The sequence below is a fragment of the Agromyces sp. NPDC057679 genome, from assembly GCF_042799635.1.
Classification (GTDB): domain Bacteria; phylum Actinomycetota; class Actinomycetes; order Actinomycetales; family Microbacteriaceae; genus Agromyces.
Genome location: NZ_JBHVIK010000002.1, coordinates 695,667 through 718,276, shown reverse-complemented (window position 1 = coordinate 718,276; position 22,610 = coordinate 695,667). Strand labels below are relative to the sequence as shown.

The following is a 22,610-nucleotide window of genomic DNA, read 5'->3' as shown; positions in this document are numbered from 1 at the left end:
CGGCCGCGGCCCGCGCAAGTTCCCCCTGTGCGCGGGCCGCAGCCCGAGGCATCCACGGTCTCGAGACGGCGCTGCGCGCCGCCTCGACCCGCTCCCCTCAGTCGCCCTTGACGTTCACGATCTGCCGAAGCGTGTGCCGCACCTTCACGAGCGGGGCCGCGTCGGCCATCACCCGGTCGATCGGCTTGTACGCCTGCGGGATCTCGTCGATGAACGCGTCGGTGTCGCGGAACTCGATGCCCACCATCGCCTCACGCAGCTGCTCGTGCGTGAAGGTCTTCCTGGCCTTCGACCGCGAGTACTCCCGGCCGGCGCCGTGCGGCGACGAGTTCAGCGACATCTTGTCGCCGAGCCCCTCGACCACGTACGACGCGGTGCCCATCGAACCCGGGATGAGTCCCGGCCGACCGACGTCGGCCTGGATCGCGCCTTTCCGCGACACCCACACCCGCTTGCCGAAGTGCTCCTCGCTCTCGGTGAAGTTGTGGTGGCAGTTGATGCGCTGCCGCTCCTCCACCGGAGTGCCCACCCACTCGGAGACCTGCCGAATGACCCGGTCCATCATCTCCTCGCGGTTGAGTAGCGCGAAGTGCTGCGCCCACCTGAGCTCGGCGATGTACCGCGTGAACTCGGGCGTGCCCTCGACGAGGTACGCCAGGTCGGGGTTCGGCAGCTCGATCCACCACTGCTTCGCGAGCCGCTGGGCGACCTTCATGTGGTGCTGCGCGATCCTGTTGCCCACACCCCGGCTGCCCGAGTGCAGGAACAGCCACACCCGGTCGGCCTCGTCGAACGACACCTCGATGAAGTGGTTGCCGCTGCCGAGCGTGCCGAGCTGCTCGCGCCAGTTGCCCGCGTACCTCGCCGGGTCGAAGCCCTTCGCCTCGGCGAGGGCCTCGAGCTCGGCGATGCGCGGCTCAGCGGTCGCGACGACCTTGCGGTTGTACTTGCCCGCCGAGAGCGGGATGGCGCGCTCGATCTGCTCCCGCACCTCCCGCCGGTCGGCGGGCAGCTCGGATGCCTCGAACTGCGTCTGCACCGCGATCATGCCGCAGCCGATGTCGACGCCCACGGCCGCGGGGATGATCGCGCCGAGCGTCGGGATGACCGAGCCGACCGTGGCCCCGAGACCGAGGTGCGCGTCGGGCATGAGCGCGAGGTGCGGGTAGATGAACGGCATCGTCGACGAGACGCGGGCCTGCTCGATGGTCAGCTCGTCGAGCAGGCTCGCCCACGAGACGAGCCGCTTGGAGAGAGTCTCCATGATCCTTTCCTGTCTGGTTGCGCGTGCCCGCGGGTGCGGGCGTCGCTGTTGCGAGTCCTCGGGCCCGAGGGTCTCGTCGCGCGCAGACAGAGAAACACCCCGGGCCTCGAGCGGCACGGGGTGACGGTTTCGCGAATGGTCGCGGGCGTCAGGGTGCCTGGTCGAGAAGCTGGTCGAGTTCACGGATGAACCCGCGCTGGGCGGGCTCGTTCATGGGCTCGACGAAGGTCGGCTTGTTCGTGCGCTGCAGATACACGTCCACGGCCGCCTCCATTCCAGATTCCGGGGATGCTGCGCGGTTCGCGCAGCCTTGGAACACTAGCGAGGGTTCGGGGCGGGGGTCAAGAGCGAGTTACCGAGCAGCACGCCGGCCGCCTGCGAGATGGTGTCGAGCGCGTCGCTCGGCGCGAGCGCACCTCGCACGATCGAGAGGGCCAGTCCGTCCTCGATCGCGAGCAGCACGCGGGCGATGTGGTGAGGGTCCGACTCGGGCGCGAACACCCCCACGTCGAGGCCTTCGACGATGATCTGCTCGAAGAGCTCGACCTGCGACCGCTCGCACTCATCGGCCGCCGCGTCGAAGTCGTGGTTGCGGGTGCTCAGCGCGCCGAGCTCGATGAGCAGCACGGTCGCGTCGAACGACGGCTCGCCCGCGACCGGGATGCCGAGACGCAGGCACTCGCGGAGCTTCGCGACCGGCCCGTCGCACGCCTCGACGCGCTCGCGCCGACCGGTCACGTACTCGACGGCCGCCGTTTCGTACGTCTCGGCGTACAGGTCGACGAGGCTCGGGTAGTAGTACGAGACGGAGGCGGGCGTCAGCCCCGCGGCATCCGCGATATCGGTGAGCCGAGCGCCGTTCGCACCCTTCTCGATGAGCAGCCTCGCGGTGGTCGCGACGAGCTCGCTGCGACGCTGTGCCTGGTTCCGGGGTCGCGCCATGGCGACCATTCTTCCATGTTCGTTTGACGAATGAAGATCGGAGGTGCATTATTTTCTCAAACTTTTATTAATGAATGGACTGTGATGATGCAGAGCCTCGTCGTCGCCCTCGTGCAGGCGGCCGCCGAACCGGAATTCGATGTCGAGCGGTTCGGAGCCCGGCTACGAAACCTGGTGAAGGGCGTGCCCACCGCCGAGCTGTGGGTGCTGCCCGAGTTCCACCTCGAACCGCGGAGTGCGCACCTCCACCCCGAATCGGCCGCGCGCAGCCTCGACGACGCGAAGGTGACCGCGCTCGGCGACCTCGCACGCGAACTCGAGATCTGGCTCGTACCGGGCTCGATCTACGAGCGCGGCGACGACGGCGCGATCCACAACACCGCACTCGTGTTCTCGCCGACCGGCGAACGGGTCGCGAGCTACCGCAAGGTCTTTCCCTGGCGTCCGCTCGAGCAGACCAAGCCGGGCAACCGGTTCGAGGTCTTCGACCTGGCGGGCCGCGGCCGCGTCGGCATCTCGATCTGCTATGACATCTGGTTCCCCGAGCACACTCGCCACCTCGCGTGGCTCGGCGCCGACCTCGTGCTGAACCTCGTGCAGACCGCGACCGCCGACCGCGAGCAGGAGCTCGCGATCGTGCGCGGCAACGCCATCATGAACCAGCTCTGGATCGCCTCGGTCAACGCTGCAGCACCGACCGGCCGCGGCCGTTCGCTCATCGTCGACCCCGCGGGGGCGATCCGTGCGAGTTCGCCGGATGCCTCGGAGGAAGTGCTGACGGCGGTCGTCGACCTCGCGGCCACGGCGCAGACGCGCACCCTCGGCACCGCCGGCGTCTCGAGGCCCTGGTCGCAGTTCCGCGACGACGATGTGGCGATCCCGCTCCCCCTCTACGACGGTCGCATCGACCCGGCGACCTGGCAGCCCCGTTCGAAGGAGAACAGCTGATGTCCACCCCCACCGCTCCCGACTCCCCCCTGGCCCGCAGGCTGCTGCCGAGGCTCGGCCTCGCCGGCGTGATCTTCTTCGGCCTCGCGTACATGGCACCCGGCATCGTGACGTCGACGTTCGGAGTCGTGTCGTCCGAGAGCGGCGGCGTCGCACCGACCGCCTACCTCGTCGCGACCATCGCGATGGGACTCACCGCGGTGTCGTACGCGATCCTCGCCCGCGCCTACCCGAACTCGGGTTCGTCGTACACGTACGTCGGCAAGATGCTCGGTCGACACATGGGATTCCTCGCCGGCTGGGTGATCCTGCTCGACTACCTCTTCCTGCCGATGGTCGCCTGGCTCATCCAGTCGATCTACCTCAACGCGCAGTTCCCCGGGATTCCGCTCTGGGTCTGGGTGCTCATCAACATCGTTCCCACGACGATCATCAACCTGCTCGGCATCAAGCTGGCCGACCGGGTCAACACGTGGTTCACGATCGTCGCCATGGCGTCCCTTGTCGTCACCGCCGCGGTCATCGTCGCCTACCTGACAAGCGGTTCGGCACCCGCGTCGAGCCCCTCCGAGGCGTTCTGGAACGACAACACGTCGATCCTCACGATCGGCGGTGCCGCCGCGGTCGCGGCGTACTCGTTCCTCGGCTTCGACGCCGTCAGCACGCTGAGCGAGGAGACCCGAAACCCCCGTCGCAACATCCCCCGCGGCATCATCCTCGTCGTGCTCATCGGCGGCACGATCTTCGTGAGCGTCTCATTCCTCATGCAGCTCATGCACCCGGGCGGCAGCTTCGAGAACCCCGACATCGCCGGCTACACGCTGCAGGTGACGGCGGGCGGCCAGACCTTCGCGAACGTCAACAACGTCATCGCGCTGATCGCCGCATTCGGCTCGGGCCTCGCGATCCAGGCGACCTCGAGCCGCCTGCTCTACGTGATCGGCCGCGACGGCGTGCTGCCGCGCACGGTCTTCGGGCGCCTCAACGCGTTCCGCGTGCCGTGGGTGAACATCCTGATCATCGCCGCGATCGGTCTCATCGGCATGCTGCTCGACATCGCCCAGGCGACCGCGCTCATCAACTTCGGCGCCTTCCTCGCATTCGCTCTCGTCAACGTGTCGTGCTTCGTCTGGATCCGCCGCACCCGCGACCGGCGCAGCACGACCGCGACGACGCTGCTCAGTGTCGTGCCGATCCTCGGCGTCGCCGTCGACCTGTTCCTCTTCTCGCAGTTGCACGACACCGCCTTCGTGCTGGGCGGCGCATGGCTGGTGCTCGGCATCATCGTGCTCGCGGTCGCCACTCGAGGCTTCCGCCGGCCGGTGCCGAAGCTCGATGAGGAGCTCGACTCCGAGGTGAATGCGGCCGACGAGGAGGTCACGGTCACACCGTGAAACCGCACGACGGCCGTGGAGCGCTCTCCACGGCCGTCGTGATGCGATCTGGCTCACGTCACCCGGAGCGGCGTGGTCAATATGGCACTGGCGCGCCTGCTCGACCGACGAGAGCCGCCGAAGGTCACAACTGGGTCACTTGTCCCACTTTTCTCTTGACGGGGCCGTACTCAGTACGGATGCTTGGCTGACCCGAACCTCGTCACGATGGAGTGCCATGCCCCAGGTCCGCCGCCCGATCGTCGCCGTCGCCGCGACCACCGTCCTCCTGCTGATCCAGGCGATCATCGACCCGACCGGCCTCCTCGCCCTCGTCGGCTGGCCCGGCGGAACGCCGCGGTTCGACCTGTGGTGGCCCGTCGCCCGCTACGTCGTGTTCGTGCCGGTGATGCTCGCCGTCGTGTGGTGGGCCGCCGTGCGTGCGGGCGACCGCTTCTGGACGCTGACGGCCGGCGTCGTGCTCGCCGCGCTGCTCGCGCAGTTCGCGGCGTGCCTCGCGATGACCGGGGATGTCCCGCTGTCGGCGTGGGCTGCCGGCTACATCGCAGCCAAGGCGGTGCCGTCGGCACTGATCGTGGCGGGGGTGGTTCGTCTCGTCGAGCGGATCGTGGCGCGGCGCGCGGCGCGCGCGGGTCTCGATACGGCGCTGCGTGCCTACTCGACCGACGGGGAATCCGTCTGGCCGGCGGCGGTCGCGTTCGGTGCGATCGCGCCGCTGCTCGCCGGCTCGTGGTGGACCGGCGCCACCTACGCCCCCGGCATCCCGACCCCGCGGCCGGGCACCGATGCGCTCGGCATCGTCGGCATGCTCATCGCGATCGCGCTGCTCATCGGCGCCGCCTGGCTCGGCATCCGGTGGATGCGCCGGCGCGTGCCCGGGTTCCTCGGCACCTGGCTCGGCGCGCTCGTCGCGGGCGGCCTCTTCGGCCTCGTCCAGGGCCTCATCGGTCTCGTCGTCGACGACGGGTTCCGCGGCGACCTCTGGCCGCTCATGGCCACGTACATCCACGTCGCCGACGGGCTCGCCTTCGGCGCCTGCACCGGCTGGATCGCGGCCGTCGTCGCCCTCATCGCCGACCGCGTGGTCGCGCGGCGGGCGGCGCGCGACGCCGACGCCTCGTCGAGCAGCGAGGCGACGAGCGAGACCGCGAACGAGCGGGATGCCTCGCCGGCACGCGTCGCCGCAGCCGTCGGCGTCGGCGTGGCCGTCGTCGCGGTGACCGCGATCACCGCCTCGCTCCTCGCCCCGGCGGCGCCGGCGGTCGCGACCGTCGCGAACGAGGCCTCCGTGCCCGCGGGATTCCTGCGCGTCGAAGACGGACGGTTCACCGACGGCGAGGGCCACCAGGTGTTGCTGCGCGGCGTCAACGTGAACCAGCTCGTCGACTTCTACCAGGCGACCCCCGACCTGCCCGTGACCCGCGAGCTCACCGAGCAGGACTTCGCCGACATGGCGACGTACGGCTTCAACGTCGTGCGTCTCGGCATGTCGTGGTCGGCGCTCGAGCCGACGCAGGGCGAACTCGACCCCGACTACCTCGCGCAGGTGAAGCAGGCCGTGGCATGGGGCGAGAAGCACGGCATCCGCACCGTGCTCGACATGCACCAGGACGGGTGGTCGAACCTGCCCACCGCCGAGGGCACCGAGTGCCGGCCGGGCACCGACCCGATGTGGGGCTACGACGGAGCACCCGAGTGGGCGACGCACTGGGACGGCGCACCGCGCTGCTCGTTCACGGGCCGCGACATCTCGCCCGCGGGCGACCGGGCGTTCGAGCACTTCTGGTTCGACACCGACGGCATCCAGACGGCCCTCGCCCGCACGTGGGGCGAACTCGCGGGCGAGTTCGCCGACGAGAAGGCGGTCGCGGGCTTCGACCTGCTCAACGAACCCGGCTTCGGCGAGACCGCGCCCCTCACGACCTCGAAGAAGAACGGCGAGTTCTCGGCGAAGGCGATCGCCGCGATCCGCGAGGCCGGCGCACCGCAGATCGTGTTCGTCGAGCCGAGCATCCTCTGGTCGGGCCTCGGCTTCGACAGCGGCCCGTCGATCGGCTTCACCGACGACCTGAACGTCGCGTTCTCGCCGCACCTCTACGCCGAGTCGATCACCATGGATGCCTCGCTCGGCCTCCCGACGATCGTCAGCACCGAACGGCAGTTCGAACTCGGCCAGCGCGTGGCCGACGAGCTCGGCATGCCAATGTGGTCGGGCGAGTACGGGTACTGGGGCGACGAGGAGTCGACCGCGGCGCACCTCTCGCGGTACGCCGCCGAAGAGGATGCGCGCGTCCTCGGCAGCGCCTACTGGGTGTGGAAGCAGGCCTGCGGCGACCCGCAGAACGGCATCCAGGAGCTCGGCAACGCCCTGCTCTCCGAGGACTGCGCGACCGGCGACGACGCGCCCCGCAAGGAGCACCTGCTCGACATCTTGTCGCGGGCCTACCCGCAGGAGGCGCCGGGCGTGATCACGAGCCTTCAGGCCGGGGTCGTGGGCAACGACGGCGGCGAGCTCGCGCTCACCGGCGCCGTCGACGAACCGCTCTGCGGGCTCCAGGTATGGATCCCCGGCGAGACGCAGCCGCAGTTCTCCGAGGAGCGCGGCCTCAGCCGCCTCGAGCTCGAGCAGGTCGCTGGCGGCTGGCTCATCACGGGCTGCGCCGAGGGCGAGTACGCGCTCGCGACCGAGTAGCGAGCCGGATGCCTCGGGGTCGCGGTGCTGCGCGCAGCGACCCCGAAGCGCTCATCAAGGCGGATCCGACGGCTCTGCGGGATCCCTCGCGTATGGTGAGGCGGTGCCCGTGATCGCCCGACTCGACCCCGCAGACACGGAGGCCGTCGTCATCCTCCGCCGCTACCTCGACGACATCATCACCCGCTACTACGGGCGAGCCGCGACCGACGCCGAAATCGACGAGGAGCTCGCCCAGGGCGACGACGACGGGCTGCGGGGCGACCTGGGCACCTTCTTCGTCGCGTCAGAGGCGGGGCAGCCGCTCGGATGCGCCGGCGCCCGCTACCTCGACGCCGACACGGCCGAGCTCACGCGGGTGTTCGTCGCGCCCGAGGCGCGCGGCCTGGGCCTCGGCGCGGCGCTGGTCGGAGCGGTCGAGGACGCGGCGAACCGCAGCGGCCGCACGACGATCCGTCTCGACACCCGCAACGACCTCGTCGAGGCCCGCGCGCTCTACGCGAAGCTCGGCTACGCCGAGGTCGCCCCGTTCAACGAAAGTCCCTACGCCGAGCACTGGTTCTCGAAGGATCTGACGACGCACTGATCGCGCGAGCGAGCGAATCGCTCGGCAAGCATCGGCCCGTCGAGGGCCCGATACTTCGGTACCGCGATACCTCGGCCCTTCCGTATCCGACGACTACGTCACTGATCCGCCTCCGGTATCGGCGATACCAAGCGCGCATCAGTGACGGAGTGCTCCCCCGGCGTCCCGGGTCCGCTCGCGCGGCGACATCATCCCGACGACGGCGCACGCAGCACCGCTGAGCAGGATCGAGCGGGCATCCCACCGGCGAAGGTCCGGTACTTCGGTACTTCGGTACCGAAGCTGCACGGGAGAACTCCCGCCGGGTGCCGGCTGAAGCCGCCAAGAGCAACGACGGGAGCGCGGCGCGACGGGAGCACACTACTTCGGTGCTGCCCTGGCTGGGAGCATCCGAGGGGTGCCGGTGGGCACCGCCGAGGGCGACTACCCGAGAGCCTCGCGAGCGTGGCGGTACTTGGCGGCCAGGCGCTGCTGGGCGTCGTAGTCGAGCTTGCGCACGCGCCACGGCGACGAGTTGTCGGCGACGTCGGCGAGCTTCACGCGGCGTGCGAGCGGGTTGCTGCGGATCCGCGCGAAGTACTCGTCGTCGCTCATCTCGGGGGTGCGGGTGAGCAGCACCACGATCTCGACGATGTCGGGGCGCACGCCCGCCTCGAGCAGCTCCTGCTCGGAGACGGCGCTGCGCTCGACCACGTCGTGCAGCCACGCGGCCGCGGTCGCGACCGGCTCGGTCGCCGCATCGAAGTGCTCCGCCACGCGACCCGGGTGGTCGATGTAGTCGGCACCCACCTGGTCGACCTGGCCGCGGTGCGCCACGAAGGCGATGCCCTTGGCGAGCGCGATCTGCGCCGCCGCGTCGGCATCGACCACGGGCGCCGGCGCGGAGTGCAGAGCGGCGGGCGCCGCAATCGGGGTCACGGATGCCGCGGGCGCGAGCGCGTCCGTCTGGTTCGTCATCATCGCCACAGGGTTCGTCTCCTCGTTCGAGTCGGGGTCGGAGGCCGGCGCCGCATGCGCAGCGGGGACGGCCTCGGGGATGACCTCCGCGCCCGACGGGAACGTCGGCGCGGGAGTAGGGGTGGTCGGTTCGGGCGGGGGTCCGGGTACGAGCGTCAGCCTCGGCGTCGGGGCGAGCGGCGTCACGACGGGCGGCTCGGGTACGAGCGTGAGCTTCGGCGGCGTGAGCGGTGCCGACGGCACGGGTTCGGGGAGCGTCTCGCGGTCGGCGCCCGGCTGCGACAGCGCCTCTGCCGCGGCGGCGGGCGCGGGCTCCGACCCGGTCACGGGAGCGGGCCCCGCGTCCGGGGCGGCGGTAGGGCCGGGCTCCGACACCGAAGTCGGTGATGGCTCCGGCTCGACCGCAGGGCTCGGCTCCGAGTGGGCCTCCGCCGATTCGGACCCGCCCTCGGGCTGCCGGTCGATCGTCTCCGCCCACTGCATGAGCACCGGCTCGACCATCAGCGACTCGGGGTGCGGGCTCGAGGCGGCATCGGCGACCGGCTCGGAATCGAGCTGATCGAGGTTCAGCTCAGGCGGCTCGAACCCGGCGCGACGCAGCAGTTCGACCCACGCCTCGGCATCGGTCTCGGGTGCGGCAGTCGCCTCGGAGGCGGCTTCGAGCGGCGCGGGCGCGGCGACGGGCGGTACTTCGGTGGGCGAGGTCGGCTCGGCGACAGCGGGTTCGACCGCCGCCGAGGGCTCCACGACCGCGGCGGCGGCCGACGGCGGCTGCGCGTCCTGAGCAGCCGCGGTCGGGGCCGGCTCGACCTCCGACGACGGCCCAGCGACGGCGGTGGACTCGACCGCAGCGGCCGGCGCGGCGGCCGCGGTCGGCTCGGCGACCGAGACCGCTTCGACAGCCGCGACGGGCGTCTCGTGAACGACCGCGGGCTCGACCGACGCCTCGGGCGTGGCCGGCTCCGTGGCATCCGTCGCCGGGGCCTCGATTTCGAGCGCCGCGCCCGCCGCCTCGGCGGCGAGCTCGGCCAGCGGGTCGCGCCCGCGAAGCGGCCGCACGAAGTTCAGCTCGGCCTCGAGCTCGGCCATCTCTCGGGCGTCGAGCTCGAGCATCGATCGGGCGTCGCCGAGGCTGCGGCGCACGAAGTAGTACTCGTCGACCTCGGCGAGGCGGTCGCCGTCGCTGGTCGTGAAGTAGCGGCGGCGGCCGCCGTCGCTCACCGCGAGGATGACCTCGACGAAGTCGCCGCTCGGCACCTCGCAGCACAGGTAGTAGCGCTCGACCTCCGCGGCAACGGCGGGCGCCACAGGCGCGGGCGGCACGGGCATCGGTGCGGGCGTCGCGGCGGCGGGCGATGCAGCTCCACCCGGCGCGACCGGGGGCGGGGCCCACGCGCTCGCACGATCGGGCATGCGACGCGGGCGCAGGGTTCCGCCGGCTTCGGCGCTGCGGCGGGCCGCTCGCGACTCGGGTTCGGCCGCCGGCACAGGACTCCCGGGCATGGACTGATCGTCGGCGGGGATCGTCAATCTGGCTCCTGGGGGTGGGCGCCGGGGCGGGCGGGGGAACGGTGACCGCTCGGGTGCGGCACGTCCCTCGATGCTAAGCGGTTCGTCGCCGGGAAACGAGGAACCCGGCGAAGGATGTGCGAATCAGCTCGGCGCGGTCACCCCGTCATCGGGCTCCTGGAAGACCGTGAGCTGCAGTCCGGCCGGCCCCGCGAGCCTCGAATTGATCGAGCGCCACGGCGTCTCGCGCGGCGTGGCGAGCAGCTCGGCGCCGGCCTCGACGAGCTCATCGGTGACCCCTGCAGTGTCGTCGACCTCGAACGCGACCCGCAGGTGCGGGCTCCGCACCCCGTCGGTCTCGACCCGGTCGATGAGCCGCACCTGCGCCGGATTCGAGAGCTCGAGCGTCGCGCGCCCCGCGTCGAGGATCATCACGCGGGCGCCGTCGTCGCCGTCGTACGCCTCCTCCTCGGTGAGGCCGAGCACATCGCGGTAGAACGCGACCGCCGCCTCCCAGTCCTCGGCCTCGACGACGAGACGGAGCTGACGGACCCGGCGGGAGGCGCCCCCTGCTGCACTGCTCATGTCGGCACCCTACGCCCCACGAAGCGCCGGCGAGCAGACTGGCGACATCCGACAAAGGATTCGCCCGTGGCATCCGGTTCTCGCACAATCGGAGGCATGCGCATGACTCCCCGACGACTCGCCATCGGCATGAGCCTGTGGGCTCCGAACCTGTGGAGCGGCATCCGCGTCAAGCGCTTCGCCGACGACTGGACGAGCGCGACTGTCGAGCTGCACGTGAACCCGATCACCCGCAACTACGTGGGCACGGCCTTCGGCGGCTCGATGTCGGCGATGACCGATCCCTACTACTTCATGCTGATCATGCACCAGCTCGGACGCGACTACGTCGTGTGGGACACCCGCGGCGAGATCGAGCTCGTGAAGCCCGGCCGCGGGGTGCTCACCGCGCACTTCGAAGTACCGAAGGCGAAGGCCGACGAACTGCGCGAGCGAGCCCGCGGCGGGGCGAAGGTGCTCGAGTGGTTCGAGACCGAGATCACCGACCGCGACGGCGACGTCGTCGCCCGCGTGCGCCGCGAGGTGTACGTGCGCGAGAAGCCGCGCGTGACGCGGGCGGCGGCCGCCGAGTAGCCGCAGCTCGCTGAATCTCGACCGTCGACATCGGCGAGGCACCTGCTTAGATGGATGCCACGTGCCCTTCAACGAAGACGAGGTCGATGCATGACGGCGATACGGCGACCCCTCGCAGTCGGAACGGCGCTCGCGCTCGCGCTCGGACTGGCCGCGTGCACGACGACGCCCGACTCGCCCGCACCGACGAGCCCCGTCGTGCAGCTCGGTGCGCCGGGTGAGCCGAACCACACCCTCTCGCCCGACGAGGCCGCCGGCTCGATCGACGCGCCGGAGCACACCGAGCTCGACGCGGACTTCATGCGCGACATGATCCACCACCACGACCAGGCGATCGAGATGACCGCCCTCGTCGAGGAGCGCACCGACGACCGGGACATCCGCCTGCTCGCCGAACGCATGTCGGCGAGCCAGCAGGACGAACGCACGCTGATGGTGAGTTGGCTGCAGGATCGCGGGGTGCCGGTCAACGACCAGGGGCACGACGCCCACGCGAGCGGCGGGGCGGCGATGCCGGGCATGCTCAGCGACGAGCAGATGGCCGAACTCGGGGGTGCCGACGGCGACGCGTTCGACCAGCTGTTCCTCGTGTTCATGATCCAGCACCACGAGGGCGCGGTGCAGATGGTCGACGAGCTCTACGCCGCGGGCGGCGGGCAGGAGTCGGCGACCGACCAGTTCGCCCGCCACGTCGAATCCGACCAGGGCATCGAGATCGCCCGCATGCAGCAGATGCTCGCCGAGCGAGCGGGCTGACGCGACCCTGACGCGACGAGGCCCGGCGGTCGTCGACCGCCGGGCCTCGTTCGGGGCGAGGGGGCCGTCACCCGGCCCCCTCACCGGTTCATCCGAAGGTCGCCGCCAGTGCGGTCAGCCCCTGCACGACGTTCGAGTCGGCCGGAGCACCCGACTTGCGGGCCGCGTTGTCGAGCTGGGCCGCGACCGCACTGCCTGCTGCCGGGCCGCCGGCGAGCTTCTCGGCCTTGTCGATGTGCTTGCGCACCTCGACGAGGGCCTTGCCGCTCAGCGTGCCGGCGCGCTCGGCCTGGTCGACGTACGACCGCGCCACCGCGAAGCTCGGCTCGTGCACGATCGCGGTCTGCGCCTGCGCGTTGAACTCACCGAGCTGCACCTCGCCGGCGGCCGCGATCTCGTTCTCGGTCATCAGGTCGCTCGCGGTGAGCCCCATCGTGTCGAAGCCGCGCGCGATCTCGCTGCCGAGCACGTTGCCGTTGTACCAGTACGTCGACCAGTAGCCGCCGAGCGAGAGCGCGGTGGCGTTGATCGGGCCGCGGTCGAGGTACGCGATCTCGGTCGGGTTGGCCGTGTCGGTGAAGTCGATGATCGACAGACCGCCCTGGTACCACGCCTGCACCATGATGTCGCGACCCGGCACCGGGATGAGCGAGCCGTTGTGCGCGACGCAGTTCTCCTGCGCCGTCTGCGGCACCGGCAGCTTGTAGTAGCTCGCGAACTCGAGCTTGCCGTCGACGATGTCGAACAGCGCGTTCGCGCCCCACTGGGGCTGGTCGGTCGCACGGCAGCGAGCGCCGGATCCGCCGCCCCACTCATCGGTGAAGATGACCTTCGTGCCGTCGTTGTTGAACGTCGCCGAGTGCCAGTACGAGAAGTTCGGGTCGGCGACCGCGTCGATGCGAACCGGGTTCACCGGGTCGCTGATGTCGAGCAGGATGCCGTTGCCCTGGCACGCGCCCGCCGCGAGCCCGATCTCGGGGTACGCGGTGATGTCGTGGCACGTGTTGGTGTTCGGCGTCGGGCTGTAGACCGTGCCGCTCGGGTGCATCTGCCCGCCGAGGGTGTTCTGCAGACCGTTGTACGCGCCCGTGTCGGGGTTCGTGAAGATGCGCGGCTGGCTCACGACCGCGGCCGTCTCGGGGGCGTCGAGCGGCACCTTGATGACGTCGATGCGCCACTGCGTCGGGTCGCCCGTGGTCACCGGGTCGGCCGTCAGCGTCGCGTTCTGGCAGCCGGGGAGCTCCATCGCCGAGCGGACGCCGGCCGTGCCCGAGTTGTAGATGTAGACGTTCTCGGCATCGTCGGGATCGGCCACCACGGTGTGCGTGTGCGAACCGCGGCAGGTCTGCACGCCCGGCAGCTGCACCGGGTTGTCGACGTCGCTGATGTCGAAGATGCGCACGCCGCGGAACCGCTCGGCGCTCACCGGGGTGTTGCCCGTGCCCTGCGTCCCGCAGTCGATGCGGCCGAGGGTCTGCTCCACCGACATGAACAGCAGGTCGCCGTAGACCGACACGTCGCCCTGGCCGCCCGGGCAGAGGAACGACTTCTGCAGCACGGGCGCCGCCGGGTCGGAGACGTCGTACACCTGGAACCCCTGGTAGCTGCCGACGATCGCGTGGTCGCCGGAGAATGCGAGGTCGGAGTTGATGGAGCCGGAGGCGAACGGGCCGGCTCCCGGCGTGCTCGACAGCAGGTCGATGCCGCTCGTCGCGAGCCCGGCGTCGAAGAGGCCCGCGGGCAGGTCGACGCGGGGGTCGTCGTCTGCGACTGCCGCGGTGGCGGTCATCAGGGATGCGCCGAGCAACAGCGCTCCGGCGGCGGCGAGCGCGCGTGTTCGCGCTCGCGGGGGTCGGTGGTGGAATCTCATCGCTGGCCCTCATCTCGTCTGGAACTACGTCGTTGCAACAGAACGATCGAGCCCTCCGATGGACGCGCAGCTGAAACCCCGTGCTCGCGCGCGGCCCCGGAAGGCCGACCAATTCCCCCAACGTAGCGAGAAGAGGGTGGTCGGCGCAGCAGAAATCTCGAAACCGACGCGAGGGCCGGGCGGGATGCACCGCCCGGCCCTCGCGTCTCGGGACGCTCCGACCTCGCTAGGCGACCGGCCGCGCCACGTCGTAGACGGCCTTCACGATGCCGTTCGAGTAGGCCTCGTGTTCGACGAGGTCGAGCTTGGTGGTGAGCCCCGGGTCGTCGCCGAAGAGCCGCTTGCCGCTGCCGAGCAGCACGGGGAAGACGAGCAGGTGGTAGCGGTCGACGAGCCCGGCCGCGGCGAGCCCCTGCGCGAGCGTCGCGCTGCCGTGCACGATGATCGGGCCGCCGTCGCCGGCCTTGAGCTCGGCGACGTCGTCGAGCGTTCGCAGCACGTGGCAGTTCTGCCACTCGGGCAGGAGCGCCTCATCGGTGAGGGTCGAGGAGACCACGTACTTCGGCATCGCGTTGTACTCGGCGAACTCGTCGACCATCGTGGGCCAGACCGGGGCGAACTCGTCGTAGCTGACCCGGCCGAGCAGCATCGCCGTGGCCTCGAGCTGCTCGGAGCCCTTGATCGCGTACGCCTCTTCGACGAACGGCACCTCCTTGAAGGTCCAGCCGGCGCGCGGGTGCGAGCCGCCTCCGGGAGAGTCGACGACGCCGTCGAGGCTGATGAACTCGCTGACGATGAGGGTGCGCATGACGTGTCCTTTCGTGGCGACGGAACTTCCGTCTCATTGTGGCGTCGAACGGGAACGGCTGCGATCGACATCGACTCCGAAAAACTTCCTCGTGCTGCACTAGGCTCGCTCGCAGTGACACGGGGTGCCGCGCTCGCGCGGCTGAGATCACACCCGTCGAACCTGATCTAGTTCGGACTAGCGAAGGGATGTCGCCATGAGCGCGCGCCTGCACGACCCTGCCCACTCGAGCGCACTGCTGCTCGATCGACTGCGCACGAGCCCGCCGCTCGTGCAGTGCATCACGAACACGGTGGTGACGAACTTCACGGCGAATGTGCTGCTCGCCGTCGGCGCCGCCCCCGCGATGGTCGACATCGTCGGCGAGGCGGGCCCGTTCGCGCGCATCGCGAGCGCCCTGCTCGTGAACCTCGGCACGCCGAATCCGCAGCAGCGGGATGCCTCCCGCGAAGCGGTCGCCGCCGCACGCGAGGCGGGCACGCCGTGGGTGCTCGACCCCGTCGCGATCGGCGCACTGCCGATCCGCACCGCCCTCGCGCACGAGCTCGTCGAGTTCGGGCCGACGGCGATCCGCGGCAACGCGAGCGAGATCCTCGCGCTCGCGGGGGGCGGAGCCGGCGGTCGCGGCGTCGACGCCGCCGACACGACGGAGGCCGCGGCCGGCGCCGCGGCGCAGCTCGCGGCCCGCTTCGGCGCGGTCGTCGCCGTCTCGGGCCCGGTCGACCTCATCACCGACGGCACGCGCACGGCCCGCATCGCGAACGGCGACGCCCTGCTCACCCGCGTCACGGGCGGCGGCTGCGCGCTCGGCGCGGTGACCGCGGCGTTCCTCGCGACGAGCGACGACCCCTTCGAGGCGACGGTCGCGGCGAACCTCGTCTACACCGTCGCCGCCGAGCTCGCCGCCGAGGGCGCGAGCGGCCCCGGCAGCTTCGCCCCGCGCTTCATCGACGCGCTCGCGGCGGTCGATGGTGCGACGCTCGCCGAGCGGGCGCGCGTCGCCGGCTCGGTCGAACTGCTCGAGGATGCCACGGCCGCCGCGGGAGCCGTCGCATGACCGCCCGCACCGCCCTCGACCTCTCCCTCTACCTCGTCACCGACCCGGTGCTCTGCGGCGAGCGCGGCGTCGTCGACGTCGTCGCCCGCGCCGTCGACGGGGGCGTGCGCGTGGTGCAGCTGCGCGACAAGCACGCCGAGGCATCCGAGCTGCTCGCGCAGCTCACGGCGCTCGCCGAGGCGATCGACGGGCGGGCGACGCTGCTCGTGAACGACCGTCTCGACGTCGCGCTCGCCGCGCGCGCCGCCGGCGTGCGCGTCGACGGGGTGCACCTCGGCCAAGGCGACGCGACTGTCGTGGCCGCCCGCGAGCGGCTCGGCGCCGACGCGATCGTCGGGCTCACCGCCAACAGCCGCGCCCATCTCGACGCCGTGGCCAGGCTGCCGCGCGGCACGGTCGACTACCTCGGTGTCGGGGTGATCCGCCCGACCGCGACGAAGCCCGACCACCCGCCGGCCCTCGGCGTCGACGGCTTCGCCAGGGTCGCCGCCGAGACCGAGCTGCCGTGCGTCGCGATCGGCGGCATCGGGCTCGCCGACCTCGCCCCGCTCCGAGCGGCGGGCGCCGCGGGCGTCGCCGTCGTGTCGGCGCTCTGCGCGGCCGACGACCCGCGCGCCGCGGCGGAGGCGTTCGCCACCGAATGGGCGACCCGCGAGACGGAGCCCGCCCGATGACCGCGCGCGTGCTCAGCATCGCCGGCAGCGATCCCTCCGGCGGCGCCGGGATCCAGGCCGACCTCAAGTCGATCGCCGCCGTCGGGGGCTACGGCATGGCCGCGATCACGGCGCTCACCGCGCAGAACACCCGCGGGGTGCGGGCGGTGCACGTGCCGCCCGCGTCCTTCCTCGCCGAGCAGCTCGATGCGCTCGCCGACGACATCGCGATCGACGCGGTGAAGCTCGGCATGCTCGCGAACGCCGAGGTGATCGGCGTGGTCGCCGAGTGGCTCGGCCGGGTGCGGCCGCCCGTCGTGGTGCTCGACCCCGTCATGGTCGCGACGAGCGGCGACCGGCTCTTGGCGCCCGAGGCGGAGCGCGCGATGCGCGAGTTGCTCCCGCTCGCCGACCTCGTCACCCCGAACCTCGCCGAACTCGCGGTGCTCGCGGGGCTCGGCGGGCCGGGCGAGCCGGGCGGAGCCGCCGCGGCCGCTCCCCCGGTCGCGACCACCTGGGCCGAGGCGATCGCCCAGGCCGAGACCGTCTCGGCGAGGTTCGGCGTGCGCGTGCTCGCGAAGGGCGGGCACCTCGGCGGCGACTCCGCGCCCGACGCCCTCGTCGACGCGGCAAGCGCGACGATCGTCGAGTTCGCAGGCTCGCGCATCGCGACGACGGCGACGCACGGCACCGGATGCTCCCTCTCCTCCGCGATCGCGACGCTCGCCGCGAGCGGCGGCGGGCGCAGGAGCGGCGAAACCCCGACCGAGGCCGACCCGTGGCCCGCGGCCGTCGCCGAGGCCCGCCGCTGGCTGCGCGAGTCGCTGCGGCACGGCGAGGCTCTCGCCGTCGGCGGCGGGCACGGCCCGATCAGCCACTTCGCCGGGCTCTGGTCGCGCGGCGGCACGCGCACCGCACCGACCCCGGCCGAGGTCGAGGCCGAGTGGTGGGCGTCGATCCGAGGCATCCGCGACGACATCGACGCCCTGCCCTTCATCCGCGGCCTGGCCGACGGCACGCTCGACCGAGAGCCGTTCCTCGGATACCTCGCGCAGGACGCGCACTACCTGCGCGACTACGCCCGGGTGCTCGCCGAGGCCTCGCGCCTCGCACCGGATGCCGCGGGGCAGGCCTTCTGGGCGCACTCGGCCCACGGCTCGATCATCGGCGAGCTCGAGCTGCACACGGGCTGGCTCGGCCGCGAGGCCGGCACCGCGGCATCCGCACCGCCCGACGCCACGACGACGGCGTACCTCGACCACCTGCTCGCCACCGCGCAGCGCGGCGATCACGCCGTGCTCATCGCGGCGCTGCTGCCGTGCTTCTGGATCTACACCGACCTCGGCGAACGCCTCGCCGCGGGTGAGTTCGGCGAGGCGGCCCTCGACCCCGCGCACCCGTACGCCTCATGGCTCGCGACGTACAGCGACCTCGGCTTCGCCGTCGCGACGCGGGAGGCGATCGGCTTCGTGACCCGGGCTGCGGCGAGCGCGACGCCCGAGCACCGCGCGCGCATGCACCGGGCCTTCGTCGCCTCGGCGCGGCATGAGCTCGCGTTCTTCGCGGCGCCGCTCGCGTCGCAGGCCGTGGCGGTGACCGCATGAGCGGGGGCGCGCCGGTCGCGGCCCCGACCCTCGTGCCCGGCACCCAGCTGTCGGGCGAGCACGCACCGCCGCCCGCCGACCCGGCCCGCGGCCGCCGTGCACTCACCGCGGCCGCCTTCGGCACCGTGCTCGAGTGGTACGACTTCTTCCTCTACGGCACGGCGGCGGCGCTCGTCTTCCCGACGCTGTTCTTCCCCGCCGACGACCCGCTCACGAGCCTGCTGCTCTCGTTCGCCGTGTTCGCGACCGGGTTCGTCGCCCGCCCGCTCGGCGGAATCGTCTCGGGATACCTCGGCGATCGCTTCGGACGGCGCCGGGTGCTCGTCGCGACCCTGCTCACGATGGGTCTCGCCACCGCCCTCATCGGGCTGCTGCCGACGCACGCGCAGATCGGGGCGGCGGCCCCGGTGCTGCTCGTCGCGCTGCGCCTCGTGCAGGGCCTCGCGACCGGCGGCGAGTGGAGCGGCGCCGTGCTGCTCGCCCTCGAGCAGTCGCCGTTGCGGCGCGGATTCCGCGGGGCGTTCATCTCGAGCGCGGTCTACGTCGGGCTCATCCTCGGCAACCTCGCCTCCGTGGTACTCGTCGCCGTGCTCGACGAGCAGGCCCTGCTCGACTGGGGCTGGCGGGTGCCGTTCGTCGCGAGCCTCGTGCTCGTCGCGATCGGCTGGTGGCTGCGGCGCGGGGTCGACGAGTCGCCCGAGTTCGCCGCGATGCTCGCGGCGCGCCGGGAGGCCCGGCGGCCCACCGCCGAGGTGCTGCGCCGGCCGCGGGGCGTCCTCGCCGTGTTCCTCGTGCGCGTCGGGGTGAACACGACCTTCTACGTCGTCTCGGTGTTCTGCCTGAGCTACGCGTCGACGGTCGTCGGGATGCCTCGCGAGGTCACCCTCACCGCACTGCTCGCCGGGGCCGCGGTCGCCGCGGTGCTGTGCCCGTTCTGGGGCGCGCTCGGCGACCGCCTCGGCCCGCGCCGGCTGATCATCTGGAGCCTCGTGGCGTTCGCCGTGCTCGCGGCACCGCTCTTCCTGGTGCTCGACACCGGATCGGCGGCCCTCGTCGTCGGGGTCGTGGTCGCCGCGATCGGCATCGTGAACTCGGCGGCCGACGGCGTGCAGCCCGCGTACTTCACCGCGATGTTCGACACCCGCGTGCGCTACTCGGGCATCTCGATCGGGCGTGAGGCGGGCGCGATCGTCGGCGGCGGGCTCGCGCCGCTCGCGGCGACCGCGCTGCTGGCCTGGTCGGGGCACTGGTGGCCGATCGCCGTCATGATGGCCGTCGCCGCCGTGGTCGGCCTCGTCGGCACGGCGATCGCGCCGCGCGAGTAGGGCCGCCGGCCCGACGACGAAGCCCCCGGCCGCTGCGGGCCGGGGGCTTCGTCGTCTCACCGCGAGGCGAGCGCGATCACGACTTCGGGCACGCCCAGTACCCTTCGCCCTCGTAGACGTACCAGACGAGCGTCTCGTCGGGGCAGGGGCCGCAGCCGTCGTCGTCGCGCGGGCCCTCGGTCGGCTGCGGCACGGGGGCGCTTTCCGCAGGGGCCTCGGCGACCGGGGCGGATGCGGCGGGAGCAGGCTCGGCGTCGAACTCCTCCTCGACCCACTCCTCGACGTCGACGGTCTCGGCCTCGGCTGCTGCTGCGGCGTCGGCCGCCGCCTGCTCGGCGGCCAGGCGCGCCGCCTCGGCCTCGGCGGCGATCCGCGCGGCCTCTGCAGCCGCCGCGGCCTCGCGCGCGTCACGGTCCGCGGCGGCCGCCGCCAGGAAGGCGACGGTGTCGTGCTCGGGGTTCGCGCTCGGCGAGACCGAGGACGCCGCCGCGGCTGTGGCGGGGCCCGGCGCGTCGGCGGCGAGCGAGTTCGCGGTCGGCATGAGCGCCGCGCCGAGTGCGAGCGCGGCGATGATTGCGAGTGATCTCATCTGACGGTCCAATCGTTCTAAGGATGATCGTGCTGTCATGCGGTGTCGGGGTCGTGGGGGCTGGTACGGGATCCGTCGCGACGAGCCGGCGATGAGATCGGGTTGCGCGGCTCGCGGGTGTTGTGACGGACCGTCTGGGTCGACGACCGGGGTCGTCGCACGGGGCTCTCGGGCTCAGGTCGGATCGCGACCCGAGTGCGCGGGCGTGCGCATGGCGGCCGGATCGGCCTGAGGGGTGCCCCGAGACCCGTTCCTCGCAGAGGAGAACACACCCACCCCTCATCCGCTCAGGCGATCAGTCCCCCCGATCGCGCTGCCCCCGAAGACCTCATGGGTCTTGCATGCTTGCGACCATCGTGGCGCGACGAGGCCCCGACTCGTGCGCGAATCGCTGGGAGTCGGGTTTTCCGGTGACGTGCCGCAATCGGGCTGCGCGGGCGCGATCGGGCGATCGGGCTGCGCGGGCCGCTCAGCCCGCGCTGCGGCCGACGATCCCGTCGGACTCGCGGGCGACCCACTCGACGAGCGGCAGCATGTGCTCCATGAGGTCGCGGCCGAGCGGGGTCAGCGCGTAGTCGACGCGCGGCGGCACCTCGGGATGTGCGGTGCGCACCACCAGCCCGTCGGACTCGAGGGTGCGCAACGTCGAGGCGAGCATCTTCTCGCTGATGCCCTCGACCTCGCGGCGCAGCTCGCCCCACCGGTGCGTGCCGTCGGTCAGGGCGAGCAGCACGAGCACGCCCCACTTGCTCATGATGTGGTCGAGCACGACGCGCGTCGGGCAACCATCGGTGAAGACCTCACCGGACTGCTCCCGGATCTCCGCAAGACTTACCGTCATGTGGGTACCTTACTGAACGATCGCTTCAGCTCCCTGACTCCCATGGCTGAATGGCTGCGATCGGATATGAACGCGACGGGAACGGTGCCGGGGTCTCGGTGAAGAAGCTGTACGCGACGGCGTCGCCCACCTGCCCGTGCCTGACCCAAGCGCGCGTGTAGGCCTCGGCACCGTCGCGATACTGCACGACGACGACGTCGGGCGGGAAGGCGCCTCCAGCGAGGCGGGCGCGGCGGCACGCGGCGATCCCCGACGGGGCGGCGAGCAGCGCGACGTAGCGCCCGGCGGCGGAATCATCCCCTGCGTTGGCTGCATCGGCCTCGATCTCGTCGAGCTCGGAGGACTCGAGCCGGAGCACTGAGATCGACGAACGGGGATCGGGTGAGGCGTGCATGTGTCTCCAATCGGGGTAGGTGAGCGGGGTGCCGAATCTCGGAGCGACACCCCGCTCGGCCCCGGGCGCGATCGTGGACTCGATCGCGCAACCCCGGGGCGGCTTCTGTGCTCAGCGGCAGGACGCCTCCGCGATCACCACGAGTACGGCAGCGGTGGCGCCGCCGTCGCTGCCGGGGTGCGCGCTCACCACCTTCGCTCGACCTCCTCGACGTGTCCGAAGACGTCGCGGAACTCGACGACATCGCCGCCGTCGAGTTGGATCACGCCAGCGAAGGTTCCGAAGCAGGTATCGCTGCGGCTCAGCACGACCCACCGGTCGAATCGGTGCCGCAGGTGCCGCTGTGGGGTGAACTCGACGGCGACGCCGGGCCCCCGCAGCGTCCACGGAGCCAGCCAGTCGTCGGGGTCGTAGCGCCAGTCGAGGTGCGAGCTGATCTTTGTGAGCCGCCCGTCGATACGGGCCCAGTTCTCGGTCGACGGCGTGCCGTCGGTCCACTTGCCGCCGAACTGCAGCCCGAGCTCTTCACCGTCGGCCGTCCGGCCGTTGCCGGCTCCCCAGTTCCAGAAGGTGAAGTAGGGCCAGCGGCCCCGGCCGCGATCGTGCACCGCATACGCGGTCGACGGGTCGATCCGATGCCGGACACCGTCGACCACGATGATGCCCTCGGCGCGGAGGCAGTTGTCCTTGCGCGTGTACTGGAAGTGGCGATCGCTCCACGGCACGACCACGCCCATCGACTCGTGCCCCTCCTCGGCGAGCACGCGGACGTCAACGCGGATGCGAGGCGAGCGCGCATGCAGCACGGTGTCGGCTCCTGCCGGGGTCATCCTCACGACGACCCCCTTGCGCGAGGCCTCCATCGGCTCACCGGCCTCTCGGTCCTTCAGTCCGCCTCGCCGAGGGAACCAGGTATTGCCGCCCTGTCGGATCTCCTCGTACGTGGTTCGGTCGATGTGGGTGACCGAGACGTTCGCTCGATAGTCGTGATGCGAGATGTTCATCGTGAAGATGAGGGTGGGGGTCACGATCGACCAGTACTCGAATCGCTTGTTCCGGCCCCACCCGCGCAGCTGTGTGTGATGCAGGGGGGTGCGCGTCCAACCCACTGCGGCGGGGTTCAGGCGGCCGCTCTCGAGGCTGAGATTCACCGGTTCCGTGATCTCGCGCTCGGCGATGCGTTCGCCTCCTGGGGTGACGTCCTTGAGGGGCAGTCTCAACTCTGGAATCCAATCGATCGGTGGGTGGGGTTCGGCGTCGAGG

At 71.6% G+C, this 22,610-nt stretch carries 20 protein-coding genes and 1 riboswitch; of the genes, 10 read left to right on the top strand and 10 right to left on the bottom strand.

Features of this window, described 5'->3' with window-relative positions; translation table 11 throughout:
* Nucleotides 1-97: 97 nt before the first annotated feature.
* Together ACFVAJ_RS10240 and ACFVAJ_RS10235 are read right to left on the bottom strand one after the other, a co-directional pair.
* Nucleotides 98-1,264 (bottom strand): RtcB family protein, encoded by a 1,167-nt coding sequence (locus tag ACFVAJ_RS10240; protein WP_376943738.1) that lies wholly within the window; start codon nt 1,262-1,264, stop codon nt 98-100.
* 318 nt (nt 1,265-1,582) lie between these two features.
* Complete coding sequence (locus ACFVAJ_RS10235; protein ID WP_376943736.1) at nt 1,583-2,206, bottom strand: TetR/AcrR family transcriptional regulator; 624 nt, start codon at nt 2,204-2,206, stop codon at nt 1,583-1,585.
* 30 nt (nt 2,207-2,236) lie between these two features.
* On the opposite strand from ACFVAJ_RS10235, the gene ACFVAJ_RS10230 reads away from it, so the two are divergent.
* The 4 genes from ACFVAJ_RS10230 (at nt 2,237) to ACFVAJ_RS10215 (ending at nt 7,826) form a co-directional block, all read left to right on the top strand.
* Nucleotides 2,237-3,154: a carbon-nitrogen hydrolase family protein gene (locus ACFVAJ_RS10230; protein ID WP_376943734.1), complete on the top strand. Its 918-nt coding sequence runs from the start codon at nt 2,237-2,239 to the stop codon at nt 3,152-3,154.
* On the top strand, nt 3,154-4,548 hold the full coding sequence (locus ACFVAJ_RS10225) for an APC family permease (protein ID WP_376943732.1): 1,395 nt from the start codon (nt 3,154-3,156) through the stop codon (nt 4,546-4,548). The genes ACFVAJ_RS10230 and ACFVAJ_RS10225 overlap by 1 nt, the downstream gene beginning before the upstream one ends.
* A gap of 217 nt (nt 4,549-4,765) precedes the next feature.
* On the top strand, nt 4,766-7,240 hold the full coding sequence (locus ACFVAJ_RS10220; protein ID WP_376943730.1) for a glycoside hydrolase family 5 protein: 2,475 nt from the start codon (nt 4,766-4,768) through the stop codon (nt 7,238-7,240).
* A gap of 109 nt (nt 7,241-7,349) precedes the next feature.
* The gene (locus ACFVAJ_RS10215; protein ID WP_376943728.1) at nt 7,350-7,826 is read left to right on the top strand and encodes a GNAT family N-acetyltransferase; all 477 of its coding nucleotides are present in this window, start codon (nt 7,350-7,352) and stop codon (nt 7,824-7,826) included.
* 423 nt (nt 7,827-8,249) lie between these two features.
* On the opposite strand, the gene ACFVAJ_RS10210 is transcribed toward ACFVAJ_RS10215, so the two are convergent.
* Nucleotides 8,250-10,286 (bottom strand): hypothetical protein, encoded by a 2,037-nt coding sequence (locus ACFVAJ_RS10210; RefSeq protein ID WP_376943726.1) that lies wholly within the window; start codon nt 10,284-10,286, stop codon nt 8,250-8,252.
* A 150-nt stretch (nt 10,287-10,436) separates the two neighbouring features.
* The gene (locus tag ACFVAJ_RS10205; protein ID WP_376943724.1) at nt 10,437-10,877 is read right to left on the bottom strand and encodes a VOC family protein; all 441 of its coding nucleotides are present in this window, start codon (nt 10,875-10,877) and stop codon (nt 10,437-10,439) included.
* 96 nt (nt 10,878-10,973) lie between these two features.
* On the opposite strand from ACFVAJ_RS10205, the gene ACFVAJ_RS10200 reads away from it, so the two are divergent.
* Both ACFVAJ_RS10200 and ACFVAJ_RS10195 read left to right on the top strand, forming a co-directional pair.
* Nucleotides 10,974-11,450 carry a PaaI family thioesterase gene (locus ACFVAJ_RS10200; protein ID WP_376943722.1) on the top strand — a complete coding sequence of 159 codons (477 nt, stop codon included), beginning with the start codon at nt 10,974-10,976 and terminating at the stop codon, nt 11,448-11,450.
* Between the two features lie 90 nt (nt 11,451-11,540).
* A complete protein-coding gene (locus ACFVAJ_RS10195; RefSeq protein WP_376943720.1) occupies nt 11,541-12,206 on the top strand; it encodes a DUF305 domain-containing protein in 666 nt (221 codons plus the stop codon).
* A gap of 88 nt (nt 12,207-12,294) precedes the next feature.
* On the opposite strand, the gene ACFVAJ_RS10190 is transcribed toward ACFVAJ_RS10195, so the two are convergent.
* Nucleotides 12,295-13,995 (bottom strand): LVIVD repeat-containing protein, encoded by a 1,701-nt coding sequence (locus ACFVAJ_RS10190; RefSeq protein WP_376943718.1) that lies wholly within the window; start codon nt 13,993-13,995, stop codon nt 12,295-12,297.
* A 307-nt stretch (nt 13,996-14,302) separates the two neighbouring features.
* The gene (locus tag ACFVAJ_RS10185; RefSeq protein WP_376943716.1) at nt 14,303-14,884 is read right to left on the bottom strand and encodes a dihydrofolate reductase family protein; all 582 of its coding nucleotides are present in this window, start codon (nt 14,882-14,884) and stop codon (nt 14,303-14,305) included.
* A 110-nt stretch (nt 14,885-14,994) separates the two neighbouring features.
* Nucleotides 14,995-15,090, top strand: a riboswitch (TPP riboswitch).
* Between ACFVAJ_RS10185 and thiM the strand changes: the two genes are divergently transcribed.
* The 4 genes from thiM (at nt 15,081) to ACFVAJ_RS10165 (ending at nt 19,523) form a co-directional block, all read left to right on the top strand.
* Complete coding sequence (gene thiM, locus ACFVAJ_RS10180) at nt 15,081-15,941, top strand: hydroxyethylthiazole kinase (RefSeq protein ID WP_376943714.1); 861 nt, start codon at nt 15,081-15,083, stop codon at nt 15,939-15,941. (Overlaps the previous riboswitch by 10 nt.)
* Nucleotides 15,938-16,615 carry a thiamine phosphate synthase gene (thiE, locus tag ACFVAJ_RS10175; RefSeq protein ID WP_376943712.1) on the top strand — a complete coding sequence of 226 codons (678 nt, stop codon included), beginning with the start codon at nt 15,938-15,940 and terminating at the stop codon, nt 16,613-16,615. The genes thiM and thiE overlap by 4 nt, the downstream gene beginning before the upstream one ends.
* On the top strand, nt 16,612-18,198 hold the full coding sequence (locus tag ACFVAJ_RS10170; protein WP_376943710.1) for a bifunctional hydroxymethylpyrimidine kinase/phosphomethylpyrimidine kinase: 1,587 nt from the start codon (nt 16,612-16,614) through the stop codon (nt 18,196-18,198). Before thiE ends, ACFVAJ_RS10170 begins: the two co-directional genes overlap by 4 nt.
* Nucleotides 18,195-19,523: an MFS transporter gene (locus ACFVAJ_RS10165; protein ID WP_376943708.1), complete on the top strand. Its 1,329-nt coding sequence runs from the start codon at nt 18,195-18,197 to the stop codon at nt 19,521-19,523. Before ACFVAJ_RS10170 ends, ACFVAJ_RS10165 begins: the two co-directional genes overlap by 4 nt.
* Before the next feature lie 76 nt (nt 19,524-19,599).
* Here ACFVAJ_RS10165 and ACFVAJ_RS10160 read toward each other — a convergent pair whose 3' ends face one another.
* The 4 genes from ACFVAJ_RS10160 to ACFVAJ_RS10145 all read right to left on the bottom strand — a co-directional run bounded on the left by ACFVAJ_RS10160 (nt 19,600) and on the right by ACFVAJ_RS10145 (nt 22,567).
* A complete protein-coding gene (locus ACFVAJ_RS10160; RefSeq protein WP_376943706.1) occupies nt 19,600-20,112 on the bottom strand; it encodes a hypothetical protein in 513 nt (170 codons plus the stop codon).
* 469 nt (nt 20,113-20,581) lie between these two features.
* Complete coding sequence (locus ACFVAJ_RS10155; protein WP_376943704.1) at nt 20,582-20,953, bottom strand: winged helix-turn-helix transcriptional regulator; 372 nt, start codon at nt 20,951-20,953, stop codon at nt 20,582-20,584.
* Nucleotides 20,954-20,978: 25 nt separating this feature from the next.
* Nucleotides 20,979-21,347 carry a hypothetical protein gene (locus tag ACFVAJ_RS10150; protein WP_376943702.1) on the bottom strand — a complete coding sequence of 123 codons (369 nt, stop codon included), beginning with the start codon at nt 21,345-21,347 and terminating at the stop codon, nt 20,979-20,981.
* Between the two features lie 185 nt (nt 21,348-21,532).
* Nucleotides 21,533-22,567, bottom strand: coding sequence for a DUF2804 domain-containing protein (locus ACFVAJ_RS10145; protein ID WP_376943700.1), 1,035 nt, complete (start codon nt 22,565-22,567; stop codon nt 21,533-21,535).
* Nucleotides 22,568-22,610: the final 43 nt, after the last annotated feature.

Coding starts and splice junctions, on each gene's coding strand:
- ACFVAJ_RS10240 (WP_376943738.1), bottom strand. CDS start 1,264: ATGGAGACTCTCTCCAAGCGGCTCGTCTCGTGGGCGAGCCTGCTCGAC.
- ACFVAJ_RS10235 (WP_376943736.1), bottom strand. CDS start 2,206: ATGGCGCGACCCCGGAACCAGGCACAGCGTCGCAGCGAGCTCGTCGCG.
- ACFVAJ_RS10230 (WP_376943734.1), top strand. CDS start 2,237: ATGAAGATCGGAGGTGCATTATTTTCTCAAACTTTTATTAATGAATGG.
- ACFVAJ_RS10225 (WP_376943732.1), top strand. CDS start 3,154: ATGTCCACCCCCACCGCTCCCGACTCCCCCCTGGCCCGCAGGCTGCTG.
- ACFVAJ_RS10220 (WP_376943730.1), top strand. CDS start 4,766: ATGCCCCAGGTCCGCCGCCCGATCGTCGCCGTCGCCGCGACCACCGTC.
- ACFVAJ_RS10210 (WP_376943726.1), bottom strand. CDS start 10,286: ATGCCCGGGAGTCCTGTGCCGGCGGCCGAACCCGAGTCGCGAGCGGCC.
- ACFVAJ_RS10205 (WP_376943724.1), bottom strand. CDS start 10,877: ATGAGCAGTGCAGCAGGGGGCGCCTCCCGCCGGGTCCGTCAGCTCCGT.
- ACFVAJ_RS10200 (WP_376943722.1), top strand. CDS start 10,974: ATGCGCATGACTCCCCGACGACTCGCCATCGGCATGAGCCTGTGGGCT.
- ACFVAJ_RS10195 (WP_376943720.1), top strand. CDS start 11,541: ATGACGGCGATACGGCGACCCCTCGCAGTCGGAACGGCGCTCGCGCTC.
- ACFVAJ_RS10190 (WP_376943718.1), bottom strand. CDS start 13,995: ATGACCGCCACCGCGGCAGTCGCAGACGACGACCCCCGCGTCGACCTG.
- ACFVAJ_RS10185 (WP_376943716.1), bottom strand. CDS start 14,884: ATGCGCACCCTCATCGTCAGCGAGTTCATCAGCCTCGACGGCGTCGTC.
- thiM (WP_376943714.1), top strand. CDS start 15,081: ATGAGCGCGCGCCTGCACGACCCTGCCCACTCGAGCGCACTGCTGCTC.
- thiE (WP_376943712.1), top strand. CDS start 15,938: ATGACCGCCCGCACCGCCCTCGACCTCTCCCTCTACCTCGTCACCGAC.
- ACFVAJ_RS10170 (WP_376943710.1), top strand. CDS start 16,612: ATGACCGCGCGCGTGCTCAGCATCGCCGGCAGCGATCCCTCCGGCGGC.
- ACFVAJ_RS10165 (WP_376943708.1), top strand. CDS start 18,195: ATGAGCGGGGGCGCGCCGGTCGCGGCCCCGACCCTCGTGCCCGGCACC.
- ACFVAJ_RS10160 (WP_376943706.1), bottom strand. CDS start 20,112: ATGAGATCACTCGCAATCATCGCCGCGCTCGCACTCGGCGCGGCGCTC.
- ACFVAJ_RS10155 (WP_376943704.1), bottom strand. CDS start 20,953: ATGACGGTAAGTCTTGCGGAGATCCGGGAGCAGTCCGGTGAGGTCTTC.
- ACFVAJ_RS10150 (WP_376943702.1), bottom strand. CDS start 21,347: ATGCACGCCTCACCCGATCCCCGTTCGTCGATCTCAGTGCTCCGGCTC.